Raw genomic sequence first — 18,475 nt, forward strand, 5'->3', positions numbered from 1 at the left:
AGAACTTGTTTATAAAGGATGAATAGTTCACCATGAGTGAGAAAAAATCAATGATTGATCGCGTTCACCAATCCCTTAAAGAAGCGATTCTTTATAGAAAGATTGCTCCCGGAACGCAACTGGTTGAGAAGACAATTGCTGAGCAGCTTAGTGTTTCTAGGACACCTATTCGACATGCTATGATTCGTTTAGAACAAGAAGGACTCGTCACCATTGTTCCAAATAGAGGAGCTTTTGTCGTGCAACCTACAGTAGCAGAGATTAGGCAAGCGTTTGTCATGAGAAAGGAACTAGAGAGTACCGCAGCTCGCTTAGCTATTTATGAGGTTACAGACGAGGACCTAGAAGTCATGAGAGAACTAGTTTCAAGGGAGAAAGAAACGTATGAAAGCGTCGATATTTTAAGATATATTCACGTAAATAAATCCTTCCATATGTATCTGGCTCAAAAAACTGGCAACACGTTTTTGCAAGAGTATATGGAGCGCATATTGGATCAGATGAATGTCTATTTAGTATTATATGATGTCTTCTACGATGCTGACTCATCGATGGAAGGAAGTACACGCTTCGTTGAGCATGAGCATATTATAGAAGCTCTTAGCAACCGGGATCTTGATCACTTGTTGCATTTAATTGAGCGTCATATGCAGGTTAGCTTAGAATCCATGAACTTAGATAAAACCACATATCGTTCGCTTGAGAACGTACTCAAAGACTGATTTGTTGAATGGTGAGCCATTTCGCAATCAGTCTTTTTTATGAGGTTGTCTTCCATATAAGCTTCATTATATGGAAGACTCTGAGCTGAGATATTTTAGCTGAAAAGGCCGCCTGCTTTTATGAGTGCTTGGGCTTGCTCGGGGACAACTCGCTTTCCTGCGGGGAGCTGGGAAGCCTCCTTTTCCCGTGGGAGTCTCGCAGTCCCCGAGCAAGCCCTGGCATAAGGGGAAGGGGCGGCCTCGCAGTTCGCATCAGGAAACATTTTCTCAGCTTCGAATAATGGAAGTCTCTAATCCTCGGCTAAATAATTTAATAGAATCAATGTAAAGGCACCTAAAAAGATAACGGTTTCAATTCCCTTTTAAGTAGAAATTTAAACCTAAAATGGCAAAAAATATTGTTATAAGTGTTGACTATAAAAGTGGTAGATTTTACAATAATCAATAGTTTATTAATCGAGCTCATCTTAGCCAATGGAACTAAGGAAGGGGACGCTTTTTTGACTTATAGAATAACGGTTTATTTATTAGGAATGTTTGTAAACTTCTTCGGAGTAGCCTTAATTATAAATGCGGCATTAGGAGCGGGATTTTGGGCATCTTTCTTTATCGGTCTTTCTGACTTATTTGGATTGACAGTCGGAACGTGGACAGGGATCTTTCAGTTTCTGATTATCTTTTTGAATGCCTGGCTCATTAAACAAGCTCCAGAATATAAAGCAGTTATTCCAGTAGTACTAGAGAGTTTAATATTAGATTTCTGGTTAGTAATCGTCTTTTCAAGAATTGATTTCACGACAGCACCGTATGCTGTACAAATCGTTATGTTAATCGCTGGCGTCATCTTTTGTGGCCTAGGTGTTGCGATTTATATCTTGCCTGAATTCCCTCGTGGACCAATGAACCAATTGTTCTTGGCAATCGGGAAACGATTTAATGTAAGTTTGGGAACAGGACAAACCATCGTAGCTGTTATTGTAACCATTAGTGCATACCTTATTGGAGGGCCTGTAGGGATCGGGACATTAGCGAATATGTTCTTCCTCGGACCTGGCATTCAATTCTGGTACACGCACGCTTACCCAATGTATTACCGTTTACACCCAGCTTATCAAGACGAACTTGAATTAGTATAAATCGAGAACAAGAAACCTGAGCGAATGCTTCTCTGATCGTTTAAGAGGAGGGATCGTTTCAGGTTTCTTTTTTTTGGTGGTATTGGAACAATTGGCTTATTAATTTATTTAGAATTCAGTGAATGCGATTCCAATATTCTGTGTAATATAATTGTTAAAAAACGTTATATAATAACTGATGCACACCTATTGACCACCTTATGAATGTGGGTGTAGAATGTTTTCAGGATTTTTCAATTGGCCCTACAGCTTAGTGAATTATTACATCAAAGAAAGGGGGAAATCGTCATGACTTATAGAGTAACGGTTTACCTTCTTGGAATGTTTGTGAATTTCTTTGGTGTAGCATTAATTATTAATGCCACACTTGGAGCGGGATTTTGGACGTCCTTTTTTATAGGTATGTCCGACCTGTTTGGTCTTACGGTAGGTACTTGGTACGCCATCTTTCAATTTCTTATTATATTCCTCAACGGATGGCTCATTAAACAAGCACCTGAATTTAGAGCAGTGATTCCTGTGATCTTGGAAGGTTTTATTTTGGATTTTTGGCTAGAGATTGTCTTTGGACATTTAGACTTCTCAGCAGCTCCGTTTTTATTACAAGTCGTTATGCTTATATCAGGTGTCCTTATTACAGGGCTTGGTGTAGCGATCTATATTATCCCTGAGTTCCCGAGAGCACCAGTGGATCAGCTGTTCTTAACTGTAAGCCGCCGCTTTAACCTAAGCTTACGCATGGGGCAAACGGTCGTAGCTATTGTTATGGCTACAAGTGCATTTCTAATCGGAGGTCCTGTAGGTCTTGGGACATTAGCAGGTATTCTATTCTTAGGCCCAGCCATACAGTTCTGGTATATGAAAACTTATCCAATGTATTATCGATTCCATCCGAATTATCAAGATGAGGTTGAACTCATCTCCTAATAAGCACGAGGTTCCTTCCTTCTATTAATAGAAGGAAGGACCTCGTGCTTTTTTATATTTATCGATTGTTTCCTGCGATAGTAGTAACCGAGTCCAATCTTTCACATAAGTCCCCCTTATGTGGAAGACACGAATTGAGAGAATGCTTCCGTTTGCTCAAACTGAGAATAAGGTGGTTCGGGAAATCACTCGCTTTCCGCGGCGAGCTGGGAAGCCTCCTCGCTCGCTACGCTCTCTGTGGGGTCTTCCCTAGGCTCCTACTGCCGCAGGAGTCTCGCAATTTCCCGAACCACCTTTGCCATATATAGAGGGACGGAAGCACGCTTCATAAGGAGGTTAAACCCCGACATCCTAGAGCTGCGGGGCCGTTCTACAACTTCTGGTATGGGGTGTCTGGGGAACGGGGAGACTCCTGCGGGAGAAAGAGGTCGACGAGACCCCACAGAGAGCGCAAGCGAACGAGGAGGCTCGAAAAAGAAAGAGGCAGTTCGACTAAAACCGTCACGTCCTGTGACAACGTCGAACGACCCCACATCGTGTGGGGCCGCCCGCGGAAAGCGAGTCGTTCCCCAGACACCCCTTAGCACTTAATAAACGTAACGGCCCTAAACACAAGAAAGTGTAGTGAGGGTGGGGTGAATATGGCTCTTCCTAAATTGTTAGAAAATTTGGTATAATGGAGTCGATCAATTTGTTGAGAGGGGATGTCAGGATGAAACGTGAAGATTTAATTGCTCCAGAGCAGTACAATGTCGTAAGTGAAGTTGAGAAGTTTGCGAATGATCCGAATCATACAGCTCTTCACTGGGAAGATGATTCTGGGAATGCGCGTGAGATCACGTATCGGAAGCTGATGAAACGTGCAAGTAAAATTGGTAACGCTTTCTTGAGTAGGGGGCTTAAGAAAGGCGATAAAGTGTTAGTTATGGTTCCTCGGTTAATTGAAGCGTATGAAGTTTATCTTGGCGCACTTAAAGCTGGTCTTGTTGTTATCCCAAGCTCAGAAATGCTTCGTGCGAAGGATCTCCAATATCGGATCAAGCATGGAGAAGTTAAGGCTGTAGTCAGTTATTATCCTTATGTGGACCAATTTGCTGACGTGGGTGCAATTGATCAAGTTACTAAATTTGTTGTGGGTCACGAATCAGAAGGATGGCTTTATCTAGATTATTTAATGGATCAAGAAAGTGATCATCTAGTGAACGCCCCTACTTCAAGGGATGACATGGCATTTCTATCCTACACATCTGGCACGACAGGGAACCCTAAAGGGGTGGTACATACCCATGGGTGGGGATTTGCTCACCTACGGACAGCAGCTTATAAGTGGCTGGCCATTGAAGAAGGAGATAAAGTATGGGCTACTGCCGGGCCAGGATGGCAAAAGTGGATATGGAGTCCGTTCTTATCTGTACTTGGCACTGGAGCCACCGGTTTTGTCTACCAAGGTAAATTTGATCCTCAACGCTACCTAACCCTGCTTGACACCCACAAGATCAATGTACTGTGCTGTACTCCAACTGAATACCGATTGATGGCGAAACAAGATGGCTTAGACCGGTTTGATTTGTCACATTTACACAGTGCTGTATCAGCAGGTGAACCATTAAATCGTGAAGTGATCGATATCTTCCGGAACCACTTTAATGTAACGGTGAGGGATGGGTACGGACAAACAGAAAATACGTTGTTAGTTGGCATATTAAAAGGCATGGAAGTAAAGCCAGGGTCAATGGGGAAGCCGACGCCAGGTAATGAGGTTGCCATTATTGATGAAGAAGGACGACCATTAGGAGCGGGAGAGATCGGTGATATTGCCGTTCATTTGAATACACCGGCTTTATTTAAAGAATATTATAAGGACCCAGAGCGTACGAAGATGTCTTATAGAGGCGACTACTATTTAACTGGAGATCAAGCTAGTATGGATGAAGATGGGTACTTCTGGTTTGAGGGGCGGAGTGATGACATTATCATCAGTTCAGGATATACAATTGGACCTTTTGAGGTGGAGGATGCTCTCGTGAAACATCCATCCGTGCAGGAGTGTGCTGTTGTTGCTAGTCCAGATGAAATCAGGGGGAACATTGTTAAAGCATTTGTTGTGTTGAAGCAGAATGTCAATGTCAATCAGGAGGAGCTTACGCGTGAACTGCAACAGCATGTCAAAGATCATACAGCTCCTTATAAATATCCTAGGAAAATTGAGTATCTTAATGAGTTGCCGAAGACGACATCAGGAAAGATTCGTCGGGTTGAACTTCGGAATCAAGAGAAACAATCAGAACGAGCATAATAAAATGAATGTAGGTTATTTATAAACATAGTAAAAAGCTGGTGTACAAGCTTTCTGCGGCTTGAACACCAGCTTTTTTATTATTTCATAAGGTCATACTCTTCTTTTAAGAGACTGTAGACAACATGATCGACATAACGATCGTATAACCACTCACATTGCCTGATTGTTCCTTCTTTGGTGAAGCCTAGGCGCTCAGGGATAGCTTGGCTTTTTTTATTCCTCTTTGCACAACGTATTTCTACTCTATTGAATTCGCGCGTTTCAAAAAGGTACTGCAAATAGGTCGATACCGCTTTGGTAATGATTCCTTTCCCCTGGAACTTCTCACCTAGCCAATATCCAATACTCGTCTGCTTGTTTCGATGATCCAATTGATGTACACCAATCACACCAGCTAGCTCTCCTTTATAATAAATGCCAGTTTCAAACCCTTTGTTAGCAGCGAATTTCTCCATGGTTCCTTCAATAAAACGTTTGGTATCTGCTGGTTTTTCTGTGTCATCGATCCACGACAACCACTTTCTTAAATGGATTCGGTTCGAATGAACCAATTGAAAGAGACGGTCTACATCCGTTATATCTAGTAATTTTAAATGGAGTTCTTTGTTAATTTGATAGATAAACATGAATAAATCCTCCTTATTGAAGGCTATACAACATTTATATTATCAAAAGATTGCAAGTTACGATACGGAAAGGCAGTGGGTGGTAAGTTTGAGAGGTTTGATCTATTTGGGTGGGTGGAATAGATTAACATTACATAAATCATATATGTGGGGGAGCATGGGGGGCTGAAGGGCGGCTGAAGGGCGGAATTCCCCATGCTGTACACCCTATGGCGGGGGAAGGGATGATCTTAGCTATACAAGATGCGGATGTGTTAGGTGAAATAATTGCTTGGATGAAGAAAAAAGGTACATTTGATAATCAATTATTAAAGTGGTATGAGCGAGTTCGAATGCCCAGAGCTAAATTTCTCTTAGGTCTCAGTCATCTGTCGGCATTGGCGTATTCTTTTCCCTACCCGTGGTGGAGGAGAATCCGGATGAAGAGTATTGAGCAAATGGAAAGGGACCCATCCTTACATGTAAAGCAAACATTTCAGAATCAAAACAGCTTAAATACTTCTTTGAACGTACAGAAGATTATCCATGGGAGAAAGAGGAGTGATGGGAAATGAATATAATCCAAACCGCCTTAAAAGCAAGGAACTGGATGAAGCGGAATGAATCTTTTTTACCTACTTGGCATGCCTACGTAGGATATGAATTAGACTTATTTAAGACTTTCAAAAATCCTAAAACAGTGGATGAAGTCGTAGAAGAAACAGGGCTTAGCAAAGATCTTTTGCAGTGTTGGGTAGATGTAGGAGTAGCCATTAAGCATTTACGGAAACGTACAGGTGGGCGGTATCGTACCTCTAAACATCACTGCGGGGAGTTTCTTGAAGAAGGATCTAACAGTGTAGGGGCTCTCTTAAAAGAAATGATGGAACTGCATATTCCTACATTACTTGCTTATCCGAAATACATGAAATCAAATGAGCGCGCAGTATTCAATCATGAGAAATTCGGAGATGTAGTTGCGGAAACGTCTACACTTCTAGAACACTTCGCTATACGTCGGATTAAGAAGATGATGAAAGAACATAATGTAGAAACCGTGATTGACTTAGGTTGTGGGCATGGAGGTTACTTGAGGAAGCTTTCAAAAGATTTCCCTGAAGTACAAATGCTTGGTGTAGATGTGAACGAACGGGTAGTGGAATCAGCCAAAAAGGCATCAGCGGGATATGACAATATAGATTATATCGTTGCAGATGCAAGTGACTGGCGCCCTGAAGAAGGCCAAAAAGCTGATTTAATTCTATTGCATAATGTGTTTCATTACTTAGACCCGATGGCACGCACAGAACTTTTGAGTAATTTAACGACCTGGTTATCTGAAGACGGTCGCATCTCAGTAATCACACCAGTAAATGAAACTTCACAGGGACAGGCATTCTCTAGTGCCTTTAATAGTTTCTTTACGGCCCACTCTAACTTATATGCTCTTCCTTCATCTGAAGATATCGAAGAGTTAGCTGAAGCTTCTGGCCTCACGTTATCAGCTTACAACTCTATCATTAAGGAAGGTGGATGGTATGCCTTTTGGTTGATGCCACAAACCGTGTCTGATCCTGAATTAGAGAAAGAGCCAGAGTCTCGACCTTTAATCGCATCCGGGAAAGTCTGATCTACCATTGTAGGTCAGACTTTTTTTGTCTCTGTTAATAGTAAATGTTGATTGCTTTCACATAAGCTCCCTTATATGGATGGAAGGTTTGAATGCGAGATAGTTTTTGTTTTGCGAAAGATAGAGATGTTTCCGTCAGCTTGGATAGAGTGTAAGGTGGACCTGGAAATCACTCGCTTCCCAACTCCCCGCAGGAAAGCGAGTTGTCCCCAAGACTGCCCAACTACATTTCTGGCAACGGACCTATCCTTACCAAGTGTCTCAGATTCGAGTTTTCAAGGTTACTGACTTATGGCGGGAAGAATTGAGGGAAGGGAGATAATTACACAGCTGAGACAGTTTCTTAATCATTCACGCTAATAAGAAGAGGCTCTCATTTGGTGAGGGCCTCTTCTTATATGTACCGCCTATTCATGGTTAGCTCCAAAACTGTAAGAAAAGAAGATCGTCTCCGAATACAGGGTCTGTTGAGGGGAGAGGGACCTCTTTAATGTTGTGTAAGACTTCAGGGCGCTCGTTCCGTTTGCCGTTCCGTATATCTTTGTACTGCCCATCTGGATAAGCTCCGACAACAAGAAATTCTTTTGAACCATAAAGCTTTTTGTGACCTACACCCGCTGGGATCATGATAACATCACCGGGTGATACTTCTATTTTGCGTCCACTTTGACCGCCAAATTGAACTGTTGCTTCACCGCTTAGAACCCCTAGCACCTCATGGGCGGTGCTGTGATAATGGTGGTGGGGGAAGATCGAACCAATCCAAGTACTGTGCCAACCTTTTTGCAAAAAGAGCTCATCCAGATGGTCGATATATTCGTTAAGTACCCCTGGATAAACCAATAGTGGAAGCGGACTATTTGGAATCTCTCCATCGTCTTCAAATGAATAGGTTTGTATCTGATTAGCAAATGCATGCATAAGACTTTCCTCCTATAACCAATTCCTTAGGGAAATACCCTCCTACAGTTATAATTAAACCATAAAACATGAAGAAAAAGGAAATAGTTAGCAAAAAAAGACTCAAGCATATATGTATGGTTGAGTCTTTTAGACTTATAAGAATTATTTTTCCTGGTGTAAGGATGCCTCTTCAAGTGCATGATAAAGCGTGCTTTTGATAGGGACCTTGGAGAAGTTGATACCAAGTTGAATCGCCACTTGGGCCACTTTTGGATTCATACCGCAAAGGACAGACTTTACTCCTAAAAGATCTAGAGATTGAATAAGTTGATACAAGTGGTGAGCTACAAGGGTGTCAATGTTCTGAACACCTGACATATCAAGGTAAATCGTCTCGTAAGGGTGCTGGTTGCATTGTTCTAACGTATGCTCTTGGATATGTTTTGTACGCTCAGGATCCAGATCCCCGATAAGAGGAATGATTGCTTCTTTGTCTGTAATAGGTATAACGGGTGCACTTAATTCATTGATGAGTTGTTGTTGAGTATGAATTTGACGAATGCTTGTTTCGTAATAATGCTTCGAGAACTGATAAATTACATAGTCTTGTGCGTCGTTATACATTTGGCCGATATTCATCGCCTGTTCAATTCCGATATTATATTCATAGGCAAACGTCTTAAGGTGTTGCCAAATCGCTTTGCGGAAATTTGAAAACTGTCCTAGTACTTCATTAATAGGAACCTGTTCTCCAACTCGTTTCTCCGAGATTTGCTCTGCCCATTCTTTTAGTTCGAGATTCGGATCCGTTTTTTCAGAAATAAACACATTCGACAGGGATTCGATTAATTGGTTATTCTCCTCCCTTAGCTGGTCTTTACTCGTGGTGCTCTTTGTTGAAGAGTAGTAGGTAGTTACATCATTTTCGTGCATGTTTAACCATGTTTCTGTTATATCTGATAGGTTATTGTTTATGTATTCATAAAGTTTATGATAATTGTTCATTTTTTACACCTCCGGCTTATTCGTGCTCCTCCCATCATATCGGAGATGCTAGTTTAATGAAATTAATAACTGGTAAATCTCCTATATTTCTTTGTTTGGATTATTGAGAAAATAAAAACATCTTGATTTCCAAGTATTTAATGTTGCTGAAAGCATTTTCAACTTGATACATTATAGAAGGTCAAACGCCATTGACCACCTTTTACCCATAAAAAAGTCGCCAAACGCCCCCCTTTCGTTATTGTCGATTGCGTCAGGTTTAAACAATATCCTTTGGCTTAATGAACTCCGTGTCCCACAAATGTTTAACCGGTTTAGATAGAAAGGTTTGGCGACTTTTTCCCTTTATGCAATTGGAGGATCTTTTACCCCGTGTGCATTGTAAAAAGACTCCTAAATTGTAAAAACCACTCCCATAAGAGAAAGCTAGCACCTTGGAAACGAGCTGCTAGCTTTCTTTTTTTGTATGGACATATTTAATGTCTTGATTTATGTAAGTATTTTTATATAGTTAGTAAGATGGAGGGGGGGGAAGTTTAGTGAATGTTTCCGTTTACGTTTGTGTTGGGTAAGGTGGGCCGGGAATCTACTCGCTTTCCGCGGGCGAGCTGTCGAGCTTCCTCGGGGAAACCGCCCTGCGGGATCTCGTCTAGCTCTTTCTCCCGCAGGAGTCTCGCAGTTTCCCGGCCCACCTTTGCCAAGTATTGAGGAACGGAAACATGCTATCTCTTGGAGGGGGGAGAGAGGGTCCTTTCAACTACCTGTGTCAGGGATTGTTGGGGGACAGCGAGACTCCCGCGGGAAGAGGAGCCTAGGGGAGACCCCACAGAGAGCGTAGCGAACGAGGAGGCTTCCCAGCTCCCCGCAGGAAAGCGAGTTGTCCCCCAACAAGCCCAAGCACCTTTTACCGAAAAGGACCAATCCAATTTTGTCTCAGTATCTTACGTTTTAATACGGTCTATGTTACAATCAAGTAGAAAAAATTGAATGAAAATCTGCATGGTTGATGCGGGAGAGGTTCTAGCTACACCCTCTATAAAAAACTAAGGATCGAACTATACCTTCGCCTTAGGTATGGTTTTTTTATTTAGTTCGGATTGAAGTATGGGTGTGTAGAATTCTCTTTTTATAGTGAAAGGAGAATTTTTTTTATGGATAATAAGAAAGCCCTTGTTGTGTTTAGTGGGGGACAGGATAGTACAACTTGCCTTTTCTGGGCAATGAAGCATTTTGATGAAGTAGAGGCAGTGACGTTTGATTACAATCAGCGTCATGATGAAGAAATTGAAGTAGCAAAGGAGATCGCTGAGGATTTAGGTGTAAAACATACGATTCTTGATATGTCGTTATTGAGTCAGTTGGCACCTAATGCTCTTACTAGAGATGATATAGAGGTGAAAGATGGGGAAGGTGGCGACCTTCCATCTACATTTGTACCGGGTCGAAATCTATTATTCTTATCCTTTGCATCTATTATGGGTAAACAAATTGGAGCTCAGCATATAGTGACAGGAGTTTGTGAGACAGACTTTAGTGGCTATCCAGATTGCCGTGATGTATTTATTAAATCTCTTAACGTAACTCTTAATCTTTCAATGGACGATCAGTTCGTGGTTCATACACCTTTAATGTGGTTAGACAAAGCGCAAACATGGGAGCTTGCGGATGATCTTAATGCTCTTACGTACGTGAAGGAACGTACATTAACGTGTTACCACGGTGTTCGTGGCTCTGGCTGTGGGGAATGTCCCTCCTGTAAATTGAGACAAAACGGTTTAGACACTTATATAAATCAAAAAGAAGGAGCGAACGCATAATGGCTATGGATCAATATGGATTTCGCATCGTAGAAGACTTACAGAAAATTGATCAGGATATTAGGCGTAGTGACCTTCAGTATCATAAGAAGCGTGTCATGGTCAGTAAAGAATTTACGTTTGATGCTGCGCACCATCTGCACTGTTATGAAGGGAAATGTAAAAACCTGCACGGACACACGTATCGTGTGGTGTTTGGTATTAGTGGTTACACGGATGATATTGGTATCGTCATGGACTTTGGGGACATTAAGCAAATTTGGAAAGAACAAATTGAAGTCCACTTAGATCATCGCTACATCAATGAAACACTACCTTTAATGAATACAACTGCTGAAAACATGGTCGTATGGATTTATGAGAAGATGTCGGGCGCATTACCGCAAAACGATCAGTCCCTTCGTGTTGAATTTGTAAAGCTTTATGAAACACCAACAAGCTTTGCAGAGGCCAGAAGGGAGTGGATGGAGCTTGAGTAAACTTCCTGTTTTAGAAATATTCGGGCCGACCATTCAAGGAGAAGGAATGGTTGTTGGACGAAAGACGATGTTTGTTCGAACAGCTGGCTGCGATTACAGCTGTGCCTGGTGCGACTCCGCCTTCACTTGGGACGGAAGTGCGAAAGAGGACATTCGTTTACTAACAGCTGAGGAAATCTTTGTTGAGCTAAAAGAAGTTGGTGGAGCATCCTTTGATCACGTTACGATCTCTGGTGGAAATCCTGGATTGTTAAAACATATGAGCCAACTTGTTGATCTCTTGCACGAGAATGGATGTGAAGTGGCTCTTGAGACGCAGGGGAGTAAGTGGCAGGACTGGTTTACAAGCATTGATGATCTAACGATTTCACCGAAGCCACCAAGCTCGATGATGAAAACAGACTGGCAAAAGCTTGATGAAATCATTGAACAGCTTGACCCTCTAACTACTAGTTTAAAAGTAGTTGTCTTTGATGAAGAAGACTTGGAATATGCCAAAGGAGTTCATAAACGCTATCCTGGTATTCCGTTCTTCGTACAGGTTGGAAACGACGATACGGAAGAGGCGGATGATACGAAGTTGATGCATCGACTATTAGGGAAGTATGAATGGCTTATTGAACAGGTAATGGCCTCGACCGAATTAAACCGCGTCCGCGTCTTGCCTCAAGTGCATGCGTTGCTGTGGGGTAACCGACGAGGTGTATAAGGTGAAGCAGTACTCTTTTGGAGGGTACTGCTTTTTTTGTTGGATATCTCAGTTGGGAGGGTCCGTTACGTTTATGAGTGCTTGGGCTTGCTCGGGGACAACTCGCTTTCCTGCGGGGAGCTGGGAAGCCTCCTCGTTCGCTTTCGCTCTCTGTGGGGTCTTCCCTAGGCTCCTTTTCCCGCGGGAGTCTCGCAGTCCCCGAGCAAGCCCTAGCTTTTAAGGAGGGGAACGGCCCGCAGTTCGCATCAGTAGATCTGATGTCACCCTATATGGCATGTTTTCGTTCATTCTTATATGGCATAGGTGGGCCTGGAAACTGCGAGACTCCCGTGGGTAGAAGAGCCTCGGTGAGACCCCGGAAGCCGGCGTGTCGGCTGAGGAGGCTCACCAGCTCCCCACAGGAAAGGGGGTAGTTTCCAGGCCCACCTTAGACTAAACTAACGTGAACGGAAACATTCTCTCAGCTTCGAGTTTTCAACAAACTTATCTTCTATAGTATTGTTTAATACAGTTTACATAAAAAAGGTGCTCCTTGGTGAAGGAGCACCTTTTCTTTCTATATAAATAGGGGGTTAACTTACTTGAGAGTCTTCTTCTTCTTCTTTTTGAAGGCGTTTCTTGCGCTTTAAGCGTCGTTTGATTTGTTTAGAATCTAGATTAATTGTTTTTGGTTGGTAGTCATCTGAAGCAACGATATCTTCGTTTGAAGCTTTCATAAATGACCAGGCTAGCATAATCATAATGAATAATAATGGTGTTCCTCCGACGATACTAGCTGTTTGTAATGTACCTAAGCCACCTAAAATCATTAGGGTAAGTGGTAGTAGGCAAAGGGCAAAGGCCCAGAATAGGCGATTCCAACGTAATGGTTCTTCCTCAACGTAATTCTGTACAACGGATGCCAGTATGTAGGAACTGGAGTCAAATGTTGTTGCAAGGAAGATGATCGCTAGAACAGTAAAGGTTGTAATCATTATTGGAGCCATCGGCAATTGTGCGATCACACTAATAATTGCAGCCGGTGCTCCTTGTGTATTTAAGACGTTAATTACATCAAATTGTCCTGTAAGTTGCATATACATGCCGTAGTTTCCGATCACTCCGAAGAAAAGAACGCTTCCGAGTGTACCGTAAAGCATTGTTCCAAGAACCATCTGCTTGATGGTACGACCTCTTGAGATTCTTGCGATGAAGAGTCCAACGAATGGGGCGTATACAAGCCACCAAGCCCAGTAGAAGACTGTCCATGATTCTGGGAAGTTTGTTTCAGCGATTGAATTAATACCAGCAAATGATTCTGTCCATGTAGCCATGTGGAAGAAATTATCGGCTAATAAACCAATACTATTAAACGTCGTTTCAGAGATAAACTTCGTCGGTCCGAAAATAAATACAAAAGCAAGTAGAAAAAGTGATAACCATAAGTTTACATCACTAAGAACTTTGATTCCTTTTTTCAAACCTGAGTAAGCACTAAAGGCAAAGATAACGGTACAAACAAGTAGTATACCCGTTTTAAGACCAAGTGTAACTTCAATGCCTGTAAGACTTGAAATTCCTTCGGCAATCATAGGTGTTCCAAGCGCGAGTGTTGTACCAGCGCCTCCCATTAAACCGAACATGAATAGAACGTCAATGATCGTACCAAGCAGGCCGTCTGCTCGTTTACCTATGACAGGTCGACATGCTTCACTAATCTTTAATACGGGCTTTTTACGAACGTAATAGAAATAAGCTATCGGTAGTGCTGGTAATGTGTATATAGCCCAGGCGATTGGTCCCCAGTGGAAAATACCGTATACGCTGGCCCATTGTATTGCTTCTGTCGTTCCGCCTTCAACTGCGAATGGTGGAGCTTGATAATAATAAGCCCATTCGATCGTACCCCAGTATAAAATACTAGAACCGATTCCGGCACAGAATAACATGGCTGCCCAGGAGAATGATTTGAATTCAGGTTTTTCGCCTTTGTCTCCTAGTTTAACTTGACCGTTTTTACTAAACGCGACATAGAGGAGGAATAAGAATATGCCAAGACCGACCGTCATAAAGACGACCCCAAAGTTTGTGGTTATAAAAGCTTTGAGTTTGTCAACGACAACTTGACCTTCTTGAGGAAATAAAATGAGTGGGATTGTTACTGCAAGTAATAGGAATAATGCCCCGATAAAAGTGGGCCAATCCATTATTTTTTTATTCATCTAATCGTCCTTTCTTTAAAGTACATGTTTAATCATAATAGACTACCAACTTTTTGTACAGAACAAATTGTACAATCTATTTGTATTAATTGAAAAGAACGAGGTGATCAAACTGGACAAAATTACTGGTGGTACTGGGATGAAGAGACGTTGAAATTTTGTCAAAAAAATATAAAAAACCTCGATTTACATCGAAGTATTTAGGGAATGTTGTTTAGTTATAAAAAATAATTAACGAGTTTGAGAATGCTTATTAGTAATAGTTTTATGTGTTAATTTACATTCGATTTAGAGGAAGGCTTCTTGAAAGGAGTCATAAAGGAATAAAGAAGCGGCTATTGTTACAAAAACGGTCCGGATTTGTTATGCTAAATAGAAGTCGAAGTATTCAAAACACTTAAAAGGAGGGCTTATATGCCTACAACACAGCAGTTAGAAAAATACGCAGAGTTAGCTATACATAAAGGGGTCAACTTACAGAAAGATCAAATTCTTATGTTGAATGCTCCTATTGATGGTGCTGAGTTTGCGCGAATTGTAGCTAGAAAAGCCTATGAAGCTGGTGCTAAAGATGTTCATATTAACTGGGCCGATGACGTTATGCAACGTCTTTATTTCGAGCATGCTTCACAAGATGTATTAGAATCAGTGCCACAGTGGAAAGTAGATCAATATGACTATTTTGCTGAAAATGGTGCTGCTGTATTATCCATTCGTTCAACCGATCCTGATAATTTAAATGGGATTGATTCTTCTCGAATTGCGGCTGCTAGTAAAGCGAGTGGAGAAGCGATGAAGAACTTTAGAAAGTACACAATGAACGATAAGATTACGTGGTCGATCGTAGCGATTCCGAATCCAGAATGGGCTAAGAAGGTCTTTCCTAATGTATCGGAAGAAGAAGCGGTATCGAAGCTTTGGGAACAAATCTTTACGATTACACGAGTAGACCAAGAAGATCCATTGAAAGCATGGGATGAGCATAATGAAGCCTTAGGTAAGGCTCGCGATTACCTTAATAAAAAGCAATTTAAGAAATTGATCTATAAATCTCCTGGTACAGATCTTGAAGTGGAACTACCGGATGGCCATGTTTGGAAAGGTGGGGCATCTAAGTCAGAGCAAGGTACCTCCTTTAATGCAAACATGCCTACTGAAGAAGTCTTTACATTACCTCATAAGTACGGTGTAAACGGTACTGTATCTAGTACAAAACCTCTTAGTTATGGAGGGAACTTGATTGAGAATTTCTCATTAACATTTAAAGAAGGTAAAGTCGTAGATTTCAAAGCAGAAACAGGGTATGAAACATTAGAACAACTGGTAAACATGGATGAAGGGGCACGTCGTTTAGGAGAGCTTGCCATTGTTCCTCATCAGTCCCCGATTTCTCAAAGTGGTGTGATCTTCTATAACACGCTTTATGATGAAAACGCGTCTTGTCACCTCGCTTTAGGAAAAGCTTATCCTAGCAGCATCGAGGGTGGAGAGAAGATGGATGATGATCAGCTTGATGAAAATGGTGTGAACAACAGTATCTTCCACGTCGACTTTATGATGGGATCAGGAGAACTGGATATCGATGGTATTACACCATCTGGTGAGACGGAACCTGTTTTCCGTAATGGGAACTGGGCATTTGATTTTTCATAAAAACCTATAAAGAGAGCTCTTTTTGAGCTCTCTTTTTTGATGTTCACAATTCTCTACCATTATAAAGAACTGAAGGGTGCCAGTCCCTCTTTACTTCAGTAAAGAGGGACTGGCACCCTTCAGTGCTGTGCATGGTTAAAGAGGTGGTTTGTTTGGTATAATGGTGTACAAACAAACGTTCTGTGCGGGGGTAAGGTAAATGGAGACTGATGGAATATTTAATGGTTTAAATGAACAGCAAAAAATGGCGGTCACTTCGACTGAAGGAGCGGTTCGGGTTATTGCTGGTGCTGGTTCTGGTAAAACGCGCACCTTAACAAACCGCTATGCGTATTTAGTAAGTGAATTGGGGCTTGAGCCTTCTAATCTACTGTGTGTCACCTTTACGAATAAAGCAGCTCAGGAAATGAGGCGAAGGGTTAAGAAACTCGTTGGTGGAGAAAGAGATACGGGATATATCAATACTTATCACGGTTTTTGTGTCAGAATCTTGCGAGAAGACATTCATCATCTTTTCTATCCGAAGCAATTTCTCATTTTAGATACAGAAGATCAAAAGTCAATTTTAAGAGAAATCTATGAGGAATTTGGGTTGAAGGTGAATGATCACAAGTTTGCCCGAATCTTAAAGAAAATCGGTGAATTGAAAGCAGATACGGGGTATGTGTATGATCTTACTTCGAGAGAGAAAACCATCGATCCTGAGCAAGTAGACGAGTTAGATCGAAAAATTATAGTAGCCTATTTAAAAAAACAACGACGAGTATATGGGCTTGATTTTGATGATCTTCTAAACTTTACATTAGTGCTCTTTGGAGAATATAAAGACGTATTGGAGAAATGGCAAGAAAGACTGTATTATATTCAAGTTGATGAGTTCCAAGACAGCAGTCCGAAGCAATTTGAACTCATCCGGATCCTTAGTAAAGGTCATGGGAATGTGTTTGTTGTGGGTGATCCGGACCAAACGATTTATGAATGGAGAGGCGCTGATCCGAAATTTATGGTGAATTTTGATCAGTGGTTTCCTGATTGCCAAACGGTCCTTTTAAATGAGAATTACCGCTCCACTCCTCAAATATTAGATATCAGTAATGCACTTATAAAGCAAAATAAATTACGATTAGATAAAGATATGTTCACACGTAATCCTAAGGGCGTTAATGTGATTCACTATCACGCTAAGACAGAGCAAGAGGAAGCCAAATGGATTGCTTCACGTATTCAAACCTTGCAAAAAGAGCAGGGAGCCTCATTAAATGATGTGGCAATTTTATACCGTGCGAATTACTTATCGCGCTTTGTGGAACAAGCGCTCATCCACGAGAATCTGGAGTATAGCATCTTTGGAGGGTTTAAGTTCTTTGAACGAAAAGAAATTAAGGACGCACTTGCTCACTTAAAGCTTTTAGCTTTTGAAGATGATTTATCATTTATGAGGATTATAAATACACCGAGAAGACAAATGGGGAAGAAGCGGATTACCTTTTTAAGAGAACGGTCTGAAGAAGAAGGTAAATCACTCTACCAAACGCTGGTCGATTATATAGATTATCCTATCTTCAACCGTACGAAAGCGAAAGAATTTATTGAAGTGATAGAATCCATGAAGGTAAAGCGTACTGAACTCTCTGTTGCAGATTTACTTCAAGACGTATTACAAGGCACAGGGTATGAAGCCTTTATTCGTGAGGATGGAGATCATGAGAGGTTAGATAACCTGATGGAACTGAAGCATTCGGTTGTACAGTATGAAGAAGCAATGGGAGAAGAGATTTCGCTTGAGTATTATTTACAAATGCTCACGCTTTATACGGAAAATGATAGAGAGGACCAACGTGAGGCGGTGAAGCTGATGACGATCCACACCTCCAAAGGGTTAGAATATCCATATGTTTTTTTAGTCGGATTTAATGAAAGAGTTTTACCTAATGAGCGATCATTGAGGGAAAGAAAAGAGTACGCCCTTGAAGAAGAACGTCGTCTTGCTTATGTAGCTATGACAAGGGCGGAACGTGAACTATATGTGACAGAATCTGAGGGAACAAGTGGGCGAGGGGAGAAGAAGTATCCTTCTCGATTCTTATTTGAACTTGAAGAATCATTATACGACAGACTCGGTATAATCGAACCTGAGTTTGAACAAGAGGCGAAGGAAATCATTCGGATGAACAATCAATTGGAGGCTACACCAACATCTGATGCTTCTTTTGAGCGGGGAGATCGGGTGATTCATCCTGTTTTCGGAACAGGGACAGTTGAAGAGGTGGATGATCGTAAAAGGATGTATAAGATCTATTTTGAAGAGATGGAAGTGACTCGGCCTATTAGTTGGAACTTTAAGCGTTTAGAAAAGTCGAATGTATAAAAAACGAGGCTGCCATGTGAC

General features: G+C 41.5%; 15 protein-coding genes and 1 riboswitch. Of the genes, 11 read left to right on the forward strand and 4 right to left on the reverse strand.

The window, feature by feature from the left end; genetic code table 11:
* Positions 1–32: 32 nt before the first annotated feature.
* The 4 genes from ACYX4O_RS02600 to mbcS all read left to right on the forward strand — a co-directional run bounded on the left by ACYX4O_RS02600 (position 33) and on the right by mbcS (position 5,081).
* Positions 33–722, forward strand: coding sequence for a GntR family transcriptional regulator (locus tag ACYX4O_RS02600; protein ID WP_476354331.1), 690 nt, complete (start codon positions 33–35; stop codon positions 720–722).
* Positions 723–1,222: 500 nt separating this feature from the next.
* Positions 1,223–1,858: a YczE/YyaS/YitT family protein gene (locus tag ACYX4O_RS02605; protein WP_476354333.1), complete on the forward strand. Its 636-nt coding sequence runs from the start codon at positions 1,223–1,225 to the stop codon at positions 1,856–1,858.
* 288 nt (positions 1,859–2,146) lie between these two features.
* Positions 2,147–2,785 (forward strand): YczE/YyaS/YitT family protein, encoded by a 639-nt coding sequence (locus ACYX4O_RS02610; RefSeq protein WP_476354334.1) that lies wholly within the window; start codon positions 2,147–2,149, stop codon positions 2,783–2,785.
* Between the two features lie 712 nt (positions 2,786–3,497).
* Positions 3,498–5,081, forward strand: a complete 1,584-nt coding sequence (mbcS, locus tag ACYX4O_RS02615; RefSeq protein ID WP_476354336.1) for an acyl-CoA synthetase MbcS — start codon at positions 3,498–3,500, stop codon at positions 5,079–5,081.
* An 80-nt stretch (positions 5,082–5,161) separates the two neighbouring features.
* Here mbcS and ACYX4O_RS02620 read toward each other — a convergent pair whose 3' ends face one another.
* Positions 5,162–5,710 carry a GNAT family N-acetyltransferase gene (locus tag ACYX4O_RS02620; RefSeq protein ID WP_476354338.1) on the reverse strand — a complete coding sequence of 183 codons (549 nt, stop codon included), beginning with the start codon at positions 5,708–5,710 and terminating at the stop codon, positions 5,162–5,164.
* 188 nt (positions 5,711–5,898) lie between these two features.
* Here ACYX4O_RS02620 and ACYX4O_RS02625 point away from each other — a divergent pair, with 188 nt between their 5' ends.
* Together ACYX4O_RS02625 and ACYX4O_RS02630 are read left to right on the forward strand one after the other, a co-directional pair.
* Positions 5,899–6,264 (forward strand): FAD-dependent oxidoreductase, encoded by a 366-nt coding sequence (locus ACYX4O_RS02625; RefSeq protein WP_476356987.1) that lies wholly within the window; start codon positions 5,899–5,901, stop codon positions 6,262–6,264.
* Positions 6,261–7,319, forward strand: coding sequence for a methyltransferase domain-containing protein (locus tag ACYX4O_RS02630; RefSeq protein WP_476354339.1), 1,059 nt, complete (start codon positions 6,261–6,263; stop codon positions 7,317–7,319). Before ACYX4O_RS02625 ends, ACYX4O_RS02630 begins: the two co-directional genes overlap by 4 nt.
* Before the next feature lie 417 nt (positions 7,320–7,736).
* Here the strand turns inward: ACYX4O_RS02630 and ACYX4O_RS02635 are convergent, their stop codons facing one another.
* A complete protein-coding gene (locus ACYX4O_RS02635; protein WP_476354341.1) occupies positions 7,737–8,240 on the reverse strand; it encodes a cupin domain-containing protein in 504 nt (167 codons plus the stop codon).
* A 144-nt stretch (positions 8,241–8,384) separates the two neighbouring features.
* Positions 8,385–9,227 (reverse strand): STAS domain-containing protein, encoded by an 843-nt coding sequence (locus ACYX4O_RS02640; protein WP_476354343.1) that lies wholly within the window; start codon positions 9,225–9,227, stop codon positions 8,385–8,387.
* A gap of 1,008 nt (positions 9,228–10,235) precedes the next feature.
* A riboswitch (PreQ1 riboswitch) is annotated at positions 10,236–10,280 on the forward strand.
* Between the two features lie 98 nt (positions 10,281–10,378).
* Here ACYX4O_RS02640 and queC point away from each other — a divergent pair.
* Genes queC through queE form a run of 3 tightly spaced genes read left to right on the forward strand, consistent with a single transcriptional unit; the run spans position 10,379 to position 12,232 of the window.
* The gene (gene queC / locus ACYX4O_RS02645; protein ID WP_345242857.1) at positions 10,379–11,044 is read left to right on the forward strand and encodes a 7-cyano-7-deazaguanine synthase QueC; all 666 of its coding nucleotides are present in this window, start codon (positions 10,379–10,381) and stop codon (positions 11,042–11,044) included.
* Positions 11,044–11,523, forward strand: coding sequence for a 6-carboxytetrahydropterin synthase QueD (gene queD, locus ACYX4O_RS02650; protein WP_476354345.1), 480 nt, complete (start codon positions 11,044–11,046; stop codon positions 11,521–11,523). Before queC ends, queD begins: the two co-directional genes overlap by 1 nt.
* A complete protein-coding gene (gene queE / locus ACYX4O_RS02655; RefSeq protein ID WP_476354347.1) occupies positions 11,468–12,232 on the forward strand; it encodes a 7-carboxy-7-deazaguanine synthase QueE in 765 nt (254 codons plus the stop codon). Before queD ends, queE begins: the two co-directional genes overlap by 56 nt.
* Before the next feature lie 572 nt (positions 12,233–12,804).
* Here queE and ACYX4O_RS02660 read toward each other — a convergent pair.
* Positions 12,805–14,433 carry a BCCT family transporter gene (locus tag ACYX4O_RS02660; protein WP_476354349.1) on the reverse strand — a complete coding sequence of 543 codons (1,629 nt, stop codon included), beginning with the start codon at positions 14,431–14,433 and terminating at the stop codon, positions 12,805–12,807.
* A 414-nt stretch (positions 14,434–14,847) separates the two neighbouring features.
* On the opposite strand from ACYX4O_RS02660, the gene ACYX4O_RS02665 reads away from it, so the two are divergent.
* Together ACYX4O_RS02665 and ACYX4O_RS02670 are read left to right on the forward strand one after the other, a co-directional pair.
* Positions 14,848–16,086: an aminopeptidase gene (locus ACYX4O_RS02665; protein WP_476354350.1), complete on the forward strand. Its 1,239-nt coding sequence runs from the start codon at positions 14,848–14,850 to the stop codon at positions 16,084–16,086.
* A 199-nt stretch (positions 16,087–16,285) separates the two neighbouring features.
* Positions 16,286–18,454, forward strand: coding sequence for an ATP-dependent helicase (locus ACYX4O_RS02670; RefSeq protein WP_476354352.1), 2,169 nt, complete (start codon positions 16,286–16,288; stop codon positions 18,452–18,454).
* The last annotated feature ends 21 nt before the right edge of the window (positions 18,455–18,475 follow it).

The sequence above is a fragment of the Pontibacillus sp. ABV4_188 genome (genome assembly GCF_056311905.1).

Coding starts and splice junctions, on each gene's coding strand:
- ACYX4O_RS02610 (WP_476354334.1), top strand. CDS start 2,147: ATGACTTATAGAGTAACGGTTTACCTTCTTGGAATGTTTGTGAATTTC.
- ACYX4O_RS02600 (WP_476354331.1), top strand. CDS start 33: ATGAGTGAGAAAAAATCAATGATTGATCGCGTTCACCAATCCCTTAAA.
- ACYX4O_RS02620 (WP_476354338.1), bottom strand. CDS start 5,710: ATGTTTATCTATCAAATTAACAAAGAACTCCATTTAAAATTACTAGAT.
- ACYX4O_RS02630 (WP_476354339.1), top strand. CDS start 6,261: ATGAATATAATCCAAACCGCCTTAAAAGCAAGGAACTGGATGAAGCGG.
- ACYX4O_RS02635 (WP_476354341.1), bottom strand. CDS start 8,240: ATGCATGCATTTGCTAATCAGATACAAACCTATTCATTTGAAGACGAT.
- queC (WP_345242857.1), top strand. CDS start 10,379: ATGGATAATAAGAAAGCCCTTGTTGTGTTTAGTGGGGGACAGGATAGT.
- ACYX4O_RS02660 (WP_476354349.1), bottom strand. CDS start 14,433: ATGAATAAAAAAATAATGGATTGGCCCACTTTTATCGGGGCATTATTC.
- ACYX4O_RS02640 (WP_476354343.1), bottom strand. CDS start 9,227: ATGAACAATTATCATAAACTTTATGAATACATAAACAATAACCTATCA.
- ACYX4O_RS02665 (WP_476354350.1), top strand. CDS start 14,848: ATGCCTACAACACAGCAGTTAGAAAAATACGCAGAGTTAGCTATACAT.
- queD (WP_476354345.1), top strand. CDS start 11,044: ATGGCTATGGATCAATATGGATTTCGCATCGTAGAAGACTTACAGAAA.
- ACYX4O_RS02670 (WP_476354352.1), top strand. CDS start 16,286: ATGGAGACTGATGGAATATTTAATGGTTTAAATGAACAGCAAAAAATG.
- mbcS (WP_476354336.1), top strand. CDS start 3,498: ATGAAACGTGAAGATTTAATTGCTCCAGAGCAGTACAATGTCGTAAGT.
- queE (WP_476354347.1), top strand. CDS start 11,468: ATGAAACACCAACAAGCTTTGCAGAGGCCAGAAGGGAGTGGATGGAGC.